At 67.3% G+C, this 15,502-nt stretch carries 17 protein-coding genes; 13 read left to right on the top strand and 4 right to left on the bottom strand.

What is annotated here, in order from left to right:
* Positions 1-46: 46 nt before the first annotated feature.
* The 4 genes from J0J10_RS07130 (at position 47) to J0J10_RS07115 (ending at position 1,577) form a co-directional block, all read left to right on the top strand.
* Positions 47-577 (top strand): L,D-transpeptidase, encoded by a 531-nt coding sequence (locus J0J10_RS07130; RefSeq protein ID WP_291641500.1) that lies wholly within the window; start codon positions 47-49, stop codon positions 575-577.
* A 154-nt stretch (positions 578-731) separates the two neighbouring features.
* Positions 732-1,049, top strand: a complete 318-nt coding sequence (locus J0J10_RS07125) for a DUF2853 family protein (protein ID WP_291645869.1) — start codon at positions 732-734, stop codon at positions 1,047-1,049.
* 155 nt (positions 1,050-1,204) lie between these two features.
* A complete protein-coding gene (locus J0J10_RS07120) occupies positions 1,205-1,336 on the top strand; it encodes a hypothetical protein (protein ID WP_291645868.1) in 132 nt (43 codons plus the stop codon).
* A 10-nt stretch (positions 1,337-1,346) separates the two neighbouring features.
* A complete protein-coding gene (locus J0J10_RS07115) occupies positions 1,347-1,577 on the top strand; it encodes a hypothetical protein (RefSeq protein WP_291645867.1) in 231 nt (76 codons plus the stop codon).
* Between the two features lie 10 nt (positions 1,578-1,587).
* Here the strand turns inward: J0J10_RS07115 and J0J10_RS07110 are convergent, their stop codons facing one another.
* The gene (locus J0J10_RS07110) at positions 1,588-2,958 is read right to left on the bottom strand and encodes a class I SAM-dependent methyltransferase (RefSeq protein ID WP_291645866.1); all 1,371 of its coding nucleotides are present in this window, start codon (positions 2,956-2,958) and stop codon (positions 1,588-1,590) included.
* 147 nt (positions 2,959-3,105) lie between these two features.
* Between J0J10_RS07110 and J0J10_RS07105 the strand changes: the two genes are divergently transcribed.
* Positions 3,106-4,617 carry a globin-coupled sensor protein gene (locus J0J10_RS07105; protein WP_291645865.1) on the top strand — a complete coding sequence of 504 codons (1,512 nt, stop codon included), beginning with the start codon at positions 3,106-3,108 and terminating at the stop codon, positions 4,615-4,617.
* 29 nt (positions 4,618-4,646) lie between these two features.
* Here J0J10_RS07105 and J0J10_RS07100 read toward each other — a convergent pair whose 3' ends face one another.
* Positions 4,647-4,868, bottom strand: a complete 222-nt coding sequence (locus J0J10_RS07100) for a DUF1674 domain-containing protein (protein WP_291645864.1) — start codon at positions 4,866-4,868, stop codon at positions 4,647-4,649.
* A 109-nt stretch (positions 4,869-4,977) separates the two neighbouring features.
* On the opposite strand from J0J10_RS07100, the gene htpX reads away from it, so the two are divergent.
* From htpX to J0J10_RS07070, 6 genes are all read left to right on the top strand, one after another.
* On the top strand, positions 4,978-5,898 hold the full coding sequence (gene htpX, locus J0J10_RS07095) for a zinc metalloprotease HtpX (RefSeq protein WP_291645863.1): 921 nt from the start codon (positions 4,978-4,980) through the stop codon (positions 5,896-5,898).
* Position 5,899: 1 nt separating this feature from the next.
* Positions 5,900-7,249, top strand: a complete 1,350-nt coding sequence (locus tag J0J10_RS07090; protein ID WP_291645862.1) for an RsmB/NOP family class I SAM-dependent RNA methyltransferase — start codon at positions 5,900-5,902, stop codon at positions 7,247-7,249.
* Positions 7,250-7,417: 168 nt separating this feature from the next.
* Complete coding sequence (locus tag J0J10_RS07085) at positions 7,418-9,049, top strand: heparinase II/III family protein (RefSeq protein WP_291645861.1); 1,632 nt, start codon at positions 7,418-7,420, stop codon at positions 9,047-9,049.
* A 116-nt stretch (positions 9,050-9,165) separates the two neighbouring features.
* Positions 9,166-10,758 (top strand): bifunctional phosphoribosylaminoimidazolecarboxamide formyltransferase/IMP cyclohydrolase, encoded by a 1,593-nt coding sequence (purH, locus tag J0J10_RS07080; RefSeq protein WP_291645860.1) that lies wholly within the window; start codon positions 9,166-9,168, stop codon positions 10,756-10,758.
* A gap of 20 nt (positions 10,759-10,778) precedes the next feature.
* Entirely contained in the window at positions 10,779-11,057 is a 279-nt protein-coding gene (locus J0J10_RS07075; RefSeq protein ID WP_291641477.1) for a hypothetical protein, read from the top strand.
* The gene (locus J0J10_RS07070) at positions 11,054-11,557 is read left to right on the top strand and encodes a YbaK/EbsC family protein (RefSeq protein WP_291645859.1); all 504 of its coding nucleotides are present in this window, start codon (positions 11,054-11,056) and stop codon (positions 11,555-11,557) included. Before J0J10_RS07075 ends, J0J10_RS07070 begins: the two co-directional genes overlap by 4 nt.
* Positions 11,558-11,563: 6 nt before the next feature.
* On the opposite strand, the gene J0J10_RS07065 is transcribed toward J0J10_RS07070, so the two are convergent.
* The gene (locus J0J10_RS07065) at positions 11,564-12,370 is read right to left on the bottom strand and encodes a DUF72 domain-containing protein (protein WP_291641473.1); all 807 of its coding nucleotides are present in this window, start codon (positions 12,368-12,370) and stop codon (positions 11,564-11,566) included.
* Positions 12,371-12,729: 359 nt separating this feature from the next.
* Entirely contained in the window at positions 12,730-13,053 is a 324-nt protein-coding gene (locus J0J10_RS27015; protein ID WP_366825030.1) for a DUF6455 family protein, read from the bottom strand.
* Positions 13,054-13,323: 270 nt separating this feature from the next.
* Here J0J10_RS27015 and J0J10_RS07060 point away from each other — a divergent pair, with 270 nt between their 5' ends.
* Together J0J10_RS07060 and fixJ are read left to right on the top strand one after the other, a co-directional pair.
* Positions 13,324-14,835, top strand: coding sequence for a PAS domain-containing sensor histidine kinase (locus J0J10_RS07060; protein WP_291645858.1), 1,512 nt, complete (start codon positions 13,324-13,326; stop codon positions 14,833-14,835).
* Positions 14,825-15,442 (top strand): response regulator FixJ, encoded by a 618-nt coding sequence (gene fixJ, locus J0J10_RS07055; RefSeq protein WP_291641469.1) that lies wholly within the window; start codon positions 14,825-14,827, stop codon positions 15,440-15,442. The genes J0J10_RS07060 and fixJ overlap by 11 nt, the downstream gene beginning before the upstream one ends.
* Positions 15,443-15,502 lie beyond the last annotated feature (60 nt).

The following is a 15,502-nucleotide window of genomic DNA, read 5'->3' as shown; positions in this document are numbered from 1 at the left end:
TCAAATCGCCTGCGAGGCGGCAGCTGCCGCGCAGGAGGTGAAGGACATGACCCGCCGGCAAGGGCCGATCGATTTCATTCTCGCGGCGGGTTTCTCGCTGCTGCTGATGCTGCTGGCGCTGCGCCCGGTCCAGGCGCGCGAGGTCGTGGAATTTCCCGACCATCGCTACCAGCCGGGCACGATCGTCATCCGCACCGCGGAACGGAAGCTCTACTTCATCGCCGCGCCCGGCCAGGCGCTGCGCTACACCATCGCCGTCGGCAAGGCCGGCAAGCAATGGCGCGGCGTGAAATACATCGAGGAGCTCGCAATCGAGCCTTCCTGGAGCCCGCCGGCCTCGGTCAAGCGCGACAATCCCTCGATTCCCGACATCATCCCGAGCGGCGCCCCCAACAACCCGATGGGCGCCCGCGTCATCGGCCTCGGCCCCGGCGGCGAATATGCCATCCACGGCACCAATAATCCGCGCTCGGTCGGCACCGCCGCATCCTATGGCTGCTTTCGCATGCACAACCGGGATGTGATCGACCTCTACGCCCGGGTCCGCATGGGCGCCCCGGTCGTCGTCATGCCCTGAGACGGCCGGCTTTACGGCAGGAAGCCACCCTGCCGTAAAGTCGCATCGGATTCGCCCGCCCCCCTCGCCTGCGGGAAGAAAGCCGGATATCGTTCGCCGCGCGCGACGCCAGTCTTGCTCAACTTCGAACCGCAGTGTCTCAGAGGGGCTACCGATGGATCATCTCGCCGACGTCAAGAAATTCGCCAAAAAGGCTGTCAACGAACCGGCCTTCGCCGGAATGTCGAAGTCCTATGCACTGGTCATGAGCAAGCCGGATACGCGCTATGTCGCCTGTTCCGACCCGGCCGAACTGGAGCGCGTCCGCGAGAACTTCCTGAAGAAGAAGCTCGGCCTGAATGGCGGCGATCTCGACGCCTCGATCAAGGCGGTCTGCGAGCACATGAAGGCCGACAAGACCAAATCGCGCCTGACCTTCTACTATCTTCTCGCCGAGCATTACGGAAAGCTCGATGCCTTCGTGAAGAAGTAGGAACCGGTTTCGCGGCCTGGCCGCAGGGCGCCTTCCGAAGGGGAGGCGCCTTTTTTATGGTCCGCCACCCGCCGTCTTCCATCCCCGCAGGCGAAACCGCGGCTGATCCCGCCAAACCCCCGGCATGACGCATCGCCGCGTCGGGGGATTTCGCCATGTTCTCGCTTTCCCGCACCGCCGTCGCCAGCAGCACCCCGGCCATTCTCGCCGGCCTCGAAGCCGCGCTCGTCGCCGTCATCGTCTTCGGCGCCGGTCTCGCGCTCGCCGTCACCATCGGCTTCTTCTGAAGGTGCCGCCATGCCGGCCCCGCAAACCTCCGTCGCCTCCCGGCCAGGCTGCCCGCATTTCGAGGTCGGGCGCGACCGCGAGGGCTTCTGGATCGCCGTCGATACACATGGGCGCGGCGGCGGCTATTTCGCCAGCCTCGACGCCGCCCTGCATTATGCCCGCTTCAGCGCCGGGCGCGAGCCCGGCGGGGTGACGCTGGCGACCCGCCCGCTCGAGCTGCTGCCGCCGCGGCTGTCCTGAGCCCGCGCGCTCAGCGATAAAGATCCTCGCGCGACAGCGGCAGGCCGGACGGGCCCTTGCGGCGCTTGGAAACCAAGGTCTGGTTGACCAGCGCGCCGCCGCGCTCGAAGGCGAGCGAGCAACCGGCGAGATAGAGCAGCCACATCCGCGTCCGCTCGGCGCCGATCTCGGCCTCGGCCTCGGCCTTGCGGGCGTTCAGCCTCTCCCACCACAGCCGCGTCGTGCGCTGGTAGTGCTCGCGCCAGCCCTCGACATCATGGACCTCGAAGCCGTTGCGCTCGAGATTGGCGATCGACATGCCCAAATGGTCGAGCTCGCCGCCCGGGAAGATATAGCGCACCAGGGCGCGGTATTCGGCCGGCATCTTGTTGAAGGCCTTGTCGGTCTTCTTCGCGCGGCGCGAAATGGTGTGGTGCAGATAGAGCCCCCGCGGCCGCAGCAGCCGGTTCACCGCCTGGAAATAGGTCGTGTGGTTGCGGATGCCGACCTGCTCGAACATGCCGATCGAGGAGATCTTGTCGAAGACGCCCTCCATCTGGGTGAAATCCTTGAGATGCAGCGTGACCCGGTCCTGCAGCCCGAGCCGCTCGACCTTCTCGCGCGCAAACTTCAGCTGCTCCTCGGCCAGCGTCACCCCATGCGCCTCGACCCCGTAATGCTGAGCGGCGTGGCAGATCAGGGCGCCCCAGCCGCAGCCGATATCGAGCAGCTTGTCGCCGGGCTTCAGCCGCAGCTTGCGGCAGATCATGTCGAGCTTATCGCGCTGCGCGCGGGCGATATCACCGTGATCCTCGGCGAAGTAGGCGCAGGTATAGACCATCTCCTCATCGAGGAAGAGCCGGTAGAATGCGTTCGAGACATCGTAGTGATAGGCGACATTGGCCTTGTTGGTCGCTGGGTCGCCATCGCGGGCGATCTCGTCGCCCTTGCGATGCGTCACCGCCGCCGAAGCCTTGCCCGGCGCGAAGATGAAGCGCCGGACCAGGTCGAAGACCGCCGCCTTCGAAATGCCGCGCGCCAGGCGCCCGACCTTGCCCTCCGGCCGCGCCGCGGCGAGGTCGAAGATCGAGCCGTTCTCGATCGCGATCCGGTCGGCGATATGCAGATGCAGCAAGGTGTCGAGCTTCGGCTTGCGCAACAGCGCCGCGACGACGCCGGAATCGCGGATCGCGATCATCAGCCCGTCCTGCGGCCAGTCGGCCGGCACGCGCGAGCCATCCCATAGCGAGAAGCCGAGTTTCAGCCCGAGCTTCGCATGGGCCTCGGACAGAAGCCGCCGGAGTGCCTCGATACGTTCGACGTCGCCACCCATGCCGATACCTTGCTCGTTGACCTTGCGGCCTTTAGGCCGCAGGACGCCGGCCATTGCAACCGCGTTCACGCATGCGCCCGGCAATGCACTGGCATGCACGCGGCGCAACAGCGCCATGCACCGCAGCATCGGCGCCCGCGAACCTGCACAATCATTAACCTGCGCTGATCCAAAGACGACGTGGCGCCACCGCGCCGACCGATTCTGGAGCCCATGATGTCGTCAGCCGACCATCTCAGCCGTCGTCTTGATTTCCTGAAGTTCGACGCCGAGACGCGCGCGCATATGGCCGATGTCGAGGATGTGGTTCGTGCCGCTCTGCCCGCGGCGCTCGACGCCTTCTATGATCAGATCGCCCGCTTCCCCGAGGCGAGCGCCTTCTTCAAATCGGCTGGCCAGGCCGACAAGGCCAAGAGCCGGCAGCTCGATCACTGGCGGGCCATCGCCAGCGGCCGCCAAGATCAGGACTATGTCCGCTCCGTCACCACCATCGGCGAGGTCCATGCCCGCATCGGGCTCGAGCCGCGCTGGTACATCGGCGGCTATGCCCTGCTGCTCGAGCAGATCATCGGCAAGGTGCTGGAGGAGCGCTGGCCGAAAAGCCGCTTCGGCGGCAGGATTCCCGGCGCGGCCCAGCGCGGCGCCGAGATCGGTGCCATCCTCAAGGCCGCCATGCTCGACATGGACTATGCCATTTCGGTCTATGTGCAGGCCTCCGAGCAAGCGCGGATGAAAGCCGAGGCCGAGGCCCGTGCCCAGGATGAGGCCAAAACCCGCCTGCGCGACAAGGCCATCGGTTATGTCGGCGCCGCCATGGCCGCGCTCGCCGAAGGCAACCTCAGCCACCGCGTGCCCGACGACATGCCGGAGGAATATGCCAGCATCCGCGAGCATTTCGACCATGCCATGAACCGGCTCGGCGAGATAGTCACGACCATCAAGGCGAGCTCGATCGCGATCGCGGCATCCTCGCAGGAAATCAATTCGGGCGCGGACGATCTCTCCTCGCGCACCGAGCAGCAGGCAGCCGCCCTGCAGCAGACGGCGGCCACCACCGAGCAGCTCAACGCCTCCGTCAAGAGCTCCGCCCAGTCCTCGCGCGAATCCCTCGTTCTGGCCGATAATGCCTCCAACGTCGCCCGCACCGGCGGCGAGATCGTCAGGGACGCGATCAAGGCGATGGAGCGGATCGAAGAGGCCTCGAAGAAGATCTCCGAGATCACCAGCGTCATCGACGGCATCGCCTTCCAGACCAATCTCCTGGCTCTGAACGCCGCCGTCGAGGCCGCCCGCGCCGGCGATGCCGGGCGCGGCTTCGCTGTCGTCGCGGCCGAGGTGCGCGCGCTGGCGCAACGCTCGGCCGGTGCCGCCAAGGACATCACCGCCTTGATCGGCTCGTCCGACGCCGAGGTCGTCGAGGGCGTGCGCCTGGTGCGTCAGGCCGGCGAGACGCTGGAGAAGATCGTCAATGCCTCGACGCAGGTCTCCTCGACCGTCGGCGAAATCGCGGCCGCGGCCGGCGAGCAGGCCAATGGCATCGACGAGATGGCCCGTACCGTCAGCCATATGGACGAGATGACCCAGAGCAACGCCGCCCTGGCCGAGCAGAGCGCGGCTTCCGCCCGGACCCTGCTCGAGCAGATCGAAAGGCTCAACCTGTTGATGAGCGCCTTCCGGACGACGGACAGCACAGCCGCGAAGCCCCCAGCTGACCGGCACGCCGCCTGAAGGCCTTTGACCAAGCCTCGCCGGCGCGCTCAGAAGTCGCTGGCGATGCCCTTCACTTCCCAGTCGTCATAGCGCACCGGTTCGAGACCGCCGCGCCCGGCGATCTCCTTGTCACGCCCGAGTTGCGCCGCCTTGGCATCGAGGGCGGCCCGCCGGGCCGCCGCCTCGGCGAGGGCGCGTTGCGCCGCCGGCGACAATGTCCTGGCGGCCGGCTGCTCGACAGCCTCGCCCTTCTCCGCTTTCGCGCCCATACTCGCACCATTCTCTTGCAGGATACGCCTCGTCTTCACCACATAGGGATGAATGCGGCGCCAGGCGAGGCCAGACCGGCGCAAAGGCTCGAACCCGCGAGGAAAAGCGATGAACTACGTCCGTACCGGCATGCTGATGGCGGCCTTGACCGCGTTGTTCGGCGCGGTCGGCTATCTGCTGGCCGGCGCCGGCGGCATGATGATCGCGCTCGGCATCGCGGTCGCGACCAACCTGTTCAGCTATTGGAACTCGGACAAGCTCGCGCTCGCCGCCCATAATGCCGAGGAAGTCGACGAGCGCCGCGCGCCGGAGCTCTACAGCATGGTGCGCGACCTCGCGGCACGAGCCAACATGCCGATGCCGCGCGTCTACATCATCCACGAGGACCAGCCCAACGCCTTCGCGACCGGCCGCAATCCGCAAAACGCCGCGGTCGCCGCCACGACGGGCATCCTGCGCACGCTCAGCTATGACGAGCTTGCCGGCGTGATGGCGCACGAGCTGGCCCATATCAAAAATCACGACACGCTGACCATGACGATCACCGCGACCATGGCCGGCGCGATCTCGACCATCGCCAGCTTCGGCATGTTCTTCGGCTCGCGCGACCAGCGTCCGAACTTCATCGTCCAGCTGCTCGTCATGGTGCTGGCGCCGCTGGCGGCGACGATCATCCAGATGGCGATCTCGCGCTCGCGCGAATACGAGGCCGACCGCCTCGGCGGCGAGATTTGCGGCAATCCGGCCGCGCTCGCCGACGCGCTCGCCAAGATCGCCGGCGGGGTCGCCCATATTCCCAACGAGACGGCGGAACAGAAGCCTGCTACGGCGCATATGTTCATCATCAACCCGCTGAGCGGACGCGGCATGGATTCCCTGTTCTCAACCCACCCCGACACCGGCAATCGCATCGCCGCGCTGATGGAGCAGGCGCGCGCCATGGGCCTTTCCGGCCAGGCCGGCGGCTTCCTGCGCGGCGCGGCGCAAAGTCCTTTCGGCAGCGGCCGCGAACCTGGGCCTTGGGGCTGAGATGGCACACTCCGAAACCGCCGCGCCCTCGCCCGAAGCAAAGCCGCGTGACGATGCCCCCGGGCTCGCCGCGCGCCGGCTGGCAGCGGAACTGATCGACGAGGTCCTGCGCGCCGGGACCGCCCTCGACGAGACCTATGAACGCATGGCTGCAATGGCGAAGCTGGAGCCGGCCGATGCCGGTCTCGCCCGCGCCATCGCCACGGTCGCCTTCCGCCGCCTCGGCGCGATCCGCCACATCATCGCTGCAAGGCTCGAGCGCGGCAGCCCGCGCAATGCCGGACCATTCGAGCCGATCATGGTCGCCGCGGCGGCACAATTGCTCTTTCTCGACGTTCCCGACCATGCCGCCGTCGACCTTGCCATCCGCCATCTCCACGAGGATGCGCGCTCGTCACGCTATGTCTCGCTCGGCAATGCCCTGCTGCGCCGACTGGCGCGGGAGCGCGACACCATCCTCGCCGAACTCGATCCCCTGATCGATGCGCCGGAATGGCTGGGCGAGAGCTGGATCCGCCATTACGGCGCCGAGACCGCCAGCGCCATCGCCCTGGCCCATGCGCAAGAGCCGCCGCTCGACCTGACCGTCAAAGCCGACGCCGCCGGCTGGGCCGAAAAGCTCGACGGCATCGTGCTGCCGACCGGCTCGGTCCGGCTGCGAGGCCGGGAGAGCGTCACCTCCCTGCCCGGTTTCGCCGAGGGCGAATGGTGGGTCCAGGACGCCGCCGCCGCCCTGCCGGCCCTGCTGCTGGCGGCCAAGCCCGGCGAGCGTGTCGCCGATCTCTGCGCCGCTCCCGGCGGCAAGACGGCACAGCTCGTAGCCGCCGGCGCCGAGGTCACGGCGGTCGACCGCTCCGGCCCGCGCCTGCGCCGCCTGGCCGCCAATCTGGAGCGGCTCGGCCAGAAGGCTCAGATCGTCACCGCCGATGCCGCCCGCTATGAGGCGGAGCCCTTCGACGCCGTGCTGCTCGATGCACCCTGCAGCGCCACCGGCACGATCCGCCGCCATCCCGACGTCGCCTGGACCAAGCGCCCCGAGGACATCGCCAAGCTCACCGCCCTTCAGGCACGCCTGCTCGACCAGGCCGCGAAGCTGACACGCCCCGGCGGCCGCCTGATCTACTGCACCTGTTCGCTCGAGCCGGAGGAAGGCGAGGCGCAGATCGCAGCCTTCCTCGAACGCCAGCCCGGTTTTGCCCGGCAACCGATCGCAGCGACGGAAATCGGCGGGATCGCCGAGGCCCTGACCCCTCTCGGCGAGCTGAGGACGCTCCCGCACCAGCTTGCCGGCGAAACGCCGCGGCTTTCGGGATGGGCGGGATTTTACGCATGTCGCCTGATCAGGCTATGACTTTGCCGGATTCGTCACATGGCGCGTGGCGAAAGGGCGGAACGGACAGCGGCATTGAAGAGCTGGTCTGAGCGGGGAGGCTTGGCACGCGCGGCGACCGCCCGCGCGGCAAAGCGCACGCGCGGGCAGATCGTCGGAGCCGTCCGCGCACTCTGGCCGTTCAGACGCATGAAGGCGAACCGCCTGCTCTTTGCGCCGCACGACCTGCGCACCGCCGACCCGACCACGGCAAGCGACATCTATTCCGGCTATTTCGCCTTCGCCGGCCGAACGGTGAACAGCCACGGCGAATCGCCTTTCGAGATCGAGCCGCCGACACCGGCCTGGGCGGAGGCGCTGCTCGGCTTCTCCTGGCTTCGGCATCTGCGTGCCGCCGACACCGCGATCGCCCGCGCCAATGCCCGCGCTTTGGTCGAAGAATTCATCGGCAACCGGCATGATCGCGGCGAGATCGCGCGCCGGCCGGCCGTCGCGGCACGGCGGCTGATCTCCTTCCTCTCGCATTCGCCGCTCCTGCTCGAGGGCGCCGACCATGTCTTCTACGAGCGCTTCGTCCGCCAGATCGTCCAGACCGCGGACCGGCTGCAGCTGGCTCTGGCCGGCGCGGTCGAAGGCGTGGCGCGCCTGCAATGCCTGATCGCAGTCTCCTTCGCGGCAATCAGCCTCGACGGCCAGGAGCGCCGCCTGCGGCGCCTCGAAGCGGCATTGTCGGACGAGCTGGAACGGCAGATCCTTCCCGATGGTGGCCATCTCAGCCGCAATCCGCGCATCATCATCGAATTGCTGCTCGACCTCTTGCCGCTGCGCGAGACCTTTGCAGCGCGCGGCCTGGAGCCGCCCCGCAGCATCATCATGGCGATCGACCGGATGATGCCGCATTTGCGGCTGTTCCGGCATGGCGACGGCGCGCTCGCCCTGTTCAACGGCATGGGCGCGACCCCGCCCGACCTGATGGCCACCCTCGCCGCCTATGACGACGCCCGGGCCCGGCCGATCGAGCATGCCGCCTATGCCGGCTATGATCGGCTCGCTGCCGGCACGGGCACGGTGATCGTCGATGCCGGCCCGCCGCCTCGCGGCGCGAACTCCGTCGAGGCCCATGCCGGCTGCCTGAGCTTCGAATTCTCCAGCGCCGCGCAGCGCATCATCGTGAATTGTGGTGCCAGCCGCTACGGCTCGCCGGAATTGCGGCTCGCCGCCCGCGCCACGGCAGCACATTCCACCGTGACCCTCGACGACCGCTCCAGCTGCGTCTTCGGGCTGGTGCTCGGCGAGCGGCGGATCACCGCCGGCCCCGCCGATATCCGTGCCGCCCGCCAGGAGACCGAGCAGGGCGTCGAATGGGTCGCCAGCCATGACGGCTACAAGCGGAGCTTCGGCGTCGTCCATACGCGTCGCCTGGTGCTTGCTCCGGGCGGCAACCAGTTGCTCGGCGAGGATGAGATCAGCCCCTCGCCGACCATGGCGAGTCTGCCCGCCGCCGCGCGCTTCCACCTCCACCCGAACGTCAAGCCGAGCCTGATCCGCGAGGGCCAGGGCGCGCTGCTGGCGCTGCCCTCCGGCGAGGTCTGGGCCTTCGAGGCTTCGGGCCTGCCCGTCACATTGGAGGAAAGCGTCTTTTTCGCCGCGGCCGACGGCCGCCGGCGCACCTCTCAACTGATCATCGAGTTCGACGCCGCCACGACTCCGCGGATTTCCTGGCGCCTTGCGAAGCTTGGCACCGCCGGACGGCTTCCCCCCGGGACCGATACGGAAGCGGAAGGCGGGCCGGCCCCGGTCGATCAGCCGCCGCAAGGCTGAGAGACGATAAGGACAGGGCCGGGTTGCCTCGGTTGTGCTTTGCAGCGAGGCGCTGGCGTGATAGGGCGCGCGAGACTTTTTGCGGTGTGCCGCGCAACTTTTGGACCTTTTTCCTCATGCCGAATGAACTTCGCCGCATCGAGCGCGCGCTGCTTTCCGTCTCCGACAAGACCGGCCTGATCGAGTTCGCACGGGCGCTCTCGCGCCTGGGCATCGCGCTGGTCTCGACCGGCGGCACCGCCAAGGCGATCGCCGAAGCCGGGCTCGCCGTGACCGACGTCTCCGACCTCACCGGTTTCCCGGAGATGATGGATGGCCGCGTCAAGACCTTGCACCCCAAGGTCCATGGCGGGCTACTCGCGATCCGCTCGCATCCCGAGCATCAGGCTTCGATGCTCGGCCATGGCATCAAGCCGATCGACCTCTTGGTGGTGAACCTCTACCCGTTCGAGGCGACCGTCGCGGCCGGCAAGCCCTATGACGACTGCATCGAGAACATCGACATCGGCGGTCCCGCGATGATCCGCGCCGCCGCCAAGAACCATCAGGACGTCGCCGTCGTCGTCGAGCCCAGCGATTATGCCGCTGTCCTCGCCGATCTCGAGGCTCACAAGGGCGCGACCACGCTGACGCTGCGCCGCAAGCTCGCGCAAAAGGCCTATGCCCGCACCGCTGCCTATGATGCGGCGATCTCCAACTGGTTCGCCGGCGAGCTCGGCGACACCTCGCCGGCCTTCCGCGCGCTGGGCGGTGCCCTCGCCGAGACCATGCGCTATGGCGAGAACCCGCATCAATGGGCCGCCTTCTACCGCACCCCGGAGCAGCGCCCGGGCGTCGCCACCGCGCGCCAGGTCCAGGGCAAGCAGCTCTCCTACAACAACATCAACGACACCGACGCCGCCTTCGAATGCGTCGCCGAGTTCGATCCGGCCCGCACTGCGGCCTGCGTCATCGTCAAGCATGCCAATCCCTGCGGCGTCGCCGAGGGCTCTTCGCTGCTCGAAGCCTATGAGCGCGCCCTCACCTGCGACCCCGTCTCGGCCTTTGGCGGCATCGTCGCGCTCAACCGCAAGCTCGACGCACAGGCGGCGAAGAAGATCGTCGAGATCTTCACCGAGGTGATCATCGCCCCAGACGCCGACGAGGAGGCGATCGCCCTCATCGCCGCCAAGAAGAATCTGCGCCTGCTCCTGACCGGCGGCCTGCCGGATGTCCGCAAGGCCGGCCTTGCCCTGCGCACCGTCGCCGGCGGCTTCCTGGCCCAGGCGCGCGACAATGCCGTGGTCGACGATATGGAGCTCAAGGTCGTCACCAGGCGCCAGCCGAGCGAGGCCGAGCTCGCCGATCTGCGTTTCGCCTTCCGCGTCGCCAAGCACGTCAAGTCGAACGCCATCGTCTACGCCAAGAACCTCGCCACGGTCGGTGTCGGCGCCGGCCAGATGAGCCGCGTCGATTCCTCGCGCATCGCCGCCTGGAAGGCCGGCGAGGCCGCCAAGGCGGCCGGCGTGCCCGAGAGCCTGGCCAGGGGTTCGGTCGTCGCCTCCGACGCCTTCTTCCCCTTCGCCGACGGCCTGCTCGCCGCGGCCGAGGCCGGCGCGACGGCGGTGATCCAGCCCGGCGGCTCGATGCGCGACGACGAGGTGATCAAGGCCGCCGACGAGGCCGGCCTCGCCATGGTCTTCACCGGCCACCGCCATTTCCGGCACTGAGACGAAACGGGAGAAGCCGGATGCACACCGTCAAGGTCATCGCCGCCGGCTTCGCCCTGCTCGGCCTCCTGCTCGTGCTGGCGCCGCGCCTGAACACCGGCGGGCGCCATCCCGTAATCTTCGCGATGCGGCTGTTCATCCCGCTCTGGTTCGTCGCCTCGGTGATCAACCTGATCGTCGGCATCAACAGCGCCGGCTACACCTTCCTGCAGGAGGCGCCGATCCTGCTCCTCGTCTTCGGCGTGCCGGCGGCGGTCGCTGCCCTGATCTGCTGGCGCTTCGACGGGAGAACACGGTGAGCCTTGCTTCGGTCCGCGCTTTCTTCGCGCAGCATGCCCCCGATATCGAGATCCTCGAAACCTCCGGCAGCAGCGCCACGGTGGCGCTTGCCGCCGAGGCCTTCGGCGTCGAGCCGGCCCGCATCGCCAAGACATTGTCGCTGCGGCTCGGCGAGCGCGTCGTCCTGCTCGTCACCCGCGGCGATGCCCGGCTCGACAACAAGAAGACCAAGGCCGCCTTCGGCACCAAGCCGCGCATGCTCGACCTCGAGGAGGTCGCGGCGATCACCGGCCATCCGGTCGGCGGCGTCTGCCCCTTCGGTTTGCTGAACCCGCTGCAGGTCTATTGCGACGTCTCGCTGAAGGCCTTCGGCGAGGTCGTTCCCGCCGCGGGCTCGACCCAGAGCGCCGTCCGGATCAGCCCCGAGCGAATGGTCGCGCTGACCGGCGCGCAATGGGTCGATGTCTGCCAGGAGGCAGCCACCCTGCCCGCCGAGGACGCCATCATCGAGCCGGCCTGAGGCCGCTCAGCCAGGGCTGCGGGCGATCAGCGCCATCGCCGCCGCCGGATTGCGGATCTTGGCGCCGCTGATCACATAAAGAAAGACGTCGCGCGGACGCCTTTCCGCCGCCGGCGCCAGCGCTTCGCGATCGGCGGGCATGCCGCCTTCGGACCAGGCGCGAGCACGCTCGGCCCAGAGGTCGAGCTGCTTCTCGGAATAGCCCTTCGGCTCGGCCTCGCTGGTGCCCATGATGCGGGCGTAGACGAAAGGCGCGGTGACGTCGGCGATCTCCGGATACTCCGAATCGCCGGCGCTGATCACGGCGACACCGTATTCGCGGAGCAGGGCGACAAAATCGGGCGAGCGGAAGCTCGGGTGACGGACCTCGACCGCATGGCGCAGGGCAATGCCGTCGACCTCCTTGGGCAGGAGCTTGAGGAAGGCCTCGAAATCGGCGGGATCGAAGGCCTTTGTCGCCATGAACTGCCAGTTGATCGGGCCGAGCTTTTCCTTCAGCTCCGCAATGCCCGAGGTCACGAACTTCTCCACTGACGGCCCGGCCTCGGCCAGGACGCGCCGATTGGTGCAGAAGCGTGAGCCCTTCAGCGCGAAGACGAAACCATCAGGCGTCTCGGCCCGCCATTTGGCGAAGCTTTCCGGCTTCTGCGAGCCGTAATAGGTGCCATTGACCTCGATCGAGCTCAGCTTGCTGCCGGCATATTCGAGCTCGCGCTTCTGCGGCAGGCCGTCGGGATAGAAGCTGGCGCGCCAAGGCTCGAACACCCAGCCGCCAATGCCGATGCGGATCTTGCCGCTGGATTTGCCGGGCATCTCGATCTCCCTTGCGATGGCTCGAGCGAAGCGCTCGCTCTGGTCCGGATCGTGCCGATCCGTCGATCATGGCAAGGCCATTATGGCAGCCGCGGCGCCTGAACGCGCACGGTTTCCTGCATCGTCCCGACAAAGGCTGTCAGCAGCGCACGCGAAAAACCCCGCAGGGCGAACCTGCGGGGTTTTCCGAATTTGGTTGCGGGGCACACAACCACCGATGCCGACATTCGTTAGAGGTGGTGAGCTGACGCTACGTGTCGTTTCCAAACCCTCAACATGAAACTTTCACTCCTAGGCGAAAGACCAAGATTAAGGCGCGTAATAGCGAGCGGGCGTCAAACCCACGGACCGGCCATCCCTCAGGTGTCCGCGTCGAGTATCCCTTCTCTTCCGGGCCCAGGCCGCCTACGGACCCGGGCCAGATAGGCGGCGTTCCGGCAGAACTCCGGTGCCGGCCCGGGCGCACCGCTATCGAGCCAGTCGCGGCACGCGCAGGCGTGAGGGCAGGACAGGCAAAGGCGGGCGGCCATGGCAAAAGTGCCGCCGAAATCGTCCTTGGCCGCCGCTCCGGGATCGACGCCCGCCCTCTCGATCATCTCGCGAAACAAGCCCGCCTGGCGCCGCACCCTTTCGAACCGGGGCCATCGCCGCGCCGCCTTCTGCCCTTGTAGCCGTGGATGCATGATGCGCTCCCTTGCAAGAGGGATGATGCAGGGTAGGCGCAGCCACCACCGGATTCTTTGACCCAGCACAAGGACGAGACGTCCCCAGCCTGACAATTTACGCTGGCGTTTCACCCCATCCGTAAATTTGGTCGAGATCGAATTCGCTCGCCATCAGGAGTCTTTTCGACGCAGGCGGTCAACTCGAGCCATCGCGCTGGTTAGCGTGGATGCATGGCCGCTCTCGGCGATCATGACGCATCGACGGCAATCCGGCAGGAGAGCTTGCTTTTGCACCGTGAGATCGAATCTCCGAAACTGGCAGCGGTCCTCATCGAGGCGGTGACGGGAATCGGCCTGGCCTTCGTCGACGAGGCAGGCCGGATCGGCAGCTGGAACACCGGCGCCGAGCAGATCACGGGCTGGAGCCGGGCCGAGATTCTGAGCAGCGACCTCGCATGCCTTTTCGTTGCTGCGGAGCCGGGCGTGACAGCCTCTCTGCTCGCCGCGGCGCAGGTGACCGGCGGGAGCGAGACACAGCGCATCTGCCGGCGCCGGGATGGGGCATCGTTCACCGCACAACTCTCGATCGCGACCGTGAAGGCGCAGCCCGGCTGCCCTCGCGGCTATGCGCTCGTCCTGCGCGACATCTCCGAACAGCTCCAGGCCGAGGAGGCCCACACGGTCCGCGAGGCGCATCTGCGCTCCATCCTCGAGACGATCCCCGACGCCATCGTCGTGATCGACGAGGACGGCCGGATCCAGTCCTTCAGCGCGGCAGCGGTCCGACAGTTCGGCTATGGTCGCAGCGAAGTCATCGGCGAAGACGTCAAGATATTGATGCCCAGCCCCTACCGGCATCATCACGACAGCTACATCAAGCGCTATCTCACCACCGGCGAGCGCAGGATCGTCGGCATCGGGCGGATCGTCGTCGGCCAGCGCAAGGACGGCTCGACCTTTCCGATGGAGCTCGCCGTCGGAGAGATGCATTCGGGCGGCCGGCGCTACTTCACCGGCTTCATCCGCGACCTGACCGAGCGCCAGAAGACCGAAACCCGCCTGCAGGAGCTGCAATCCGAGCTCGTCCACATGTCGCGCTTCACCGCGCTGGGCGAGATGGCATCGACGCTGGCCCATGAGATCAACCAGCCGCTGACGGCCATCGCGAACTACCTGAAGGGGTGCCGCCGGATTCTCCAGCGCATGGAAGGCGAAACCGCCCGCCTGCTGGAGGACGGCGTCACGAAAGCGGCCGATCAGGCGCTGCGCGCCGGCCAGGTGATCCGGCATCTGCGCGAATTCGTGCAGCGCGGCGAAAGCGAGCGCCGGATCGAGCCTCTCGCCAAGCTGATCGAGGAGGCCAGCGCGCTGGCCATGGTCGGCGCCCGCGAAAGGGGGGTGCACATCGCCTATCTCCTCGACCCCCGCGCGGCCTTTACGCTGGCCGACCGCATCCAGATCCAGCAAGTGCTGCTGAACCTGATCCGCAATGCGATCGAGGCGATGGATGGCGAGGAGCGGCGCGAACTGATCGTCGAGTCCCGACGCGTCAGCGAGGAGATGCTGGAGATCTCGGTCCGCGATACCGGTACGGGCCTGGCTCCCGAAATCATAGACCAGCTTTTCCAGCCTTTTGTCACGACCAAGCAGCATGGCATGGGCGTCGGGCTCTCGATCTGCCGCACCATCGTCGAGGCGCATGGCGGAAAGATCTCGGCTGTGTCGGAGCGGGGACGCGGAACCTGCTTCACCTTTTCACTACGCGCCGTCGACCCGGAGGAGCTGGCTCATGCAGGGTGATGCCATCGTCCATATTGTCGACGATGATCTGGCTGTCCGGCAGTCGCTCTCGTTCCTGCTGGCTTCCGACGGGTTTCCAGTCAGGCTGCACGAATCCGCCAGCCAGTTTCTCGACAACGTCAGGGAGGCGCCGACGGGCTGCATCATCACCGATGTGCGCATGCCGGGGATCGACGGCATTGAATTCCTCCGCGGCCTCGCCCTGCGCGGCTTCAGCCTTCCGGTGATCGTGATGACCGGCCATGCGGATGTGTCGCTCGCCGTCGAGGCGATGAAGGAGGGGGCTGTCGACTTCATCGAGAAGCCCTTCGACGACGAACTGCTGCTCGCCGCGGTGCGCGCGGCCCTCGACCGGCACCAGCGCAGGACGCAGCGCGAGGCGCAGGGCATCGACATCCTGGTGCGCCTCAAATCGCTGAGCGAGCGCGAGAAGCAGGTGCTCGACCGTCTCGTCGAAGGCAAGGCCAACAAGGTGATCGCGCATGAACTCGGCATCAGCCCCAGAACGGTCGAGATCTACCGGGCCAATGTCATGACCAAGATGCGGGCTGCGAGCCTGCCCGAGCTCGTTCGCTTCGCCCTGCTGGTCGGCGACAACGCCCCCTGAGATCGTGCTGCGTCGTCGGGGACGGCTCGCGTAAGGTGTATTCCTGACTTGGACGCTGCG

Source organism: Allobosea sp. (assembly GCF_017308075.1).
In the GTDB taxonomy this organism is placed as follows: domain Bacteria; phylum Pseudomonadota; class Alphaproteobacteria; order Rhizobiales; family Beijerinckiaceae; genus Allobosea.
The sequence above is the reverse complement of the archived record's forward strand: the minus strand, read 5'-3'. Positions and strand labels throughout refer to the sequence as shown.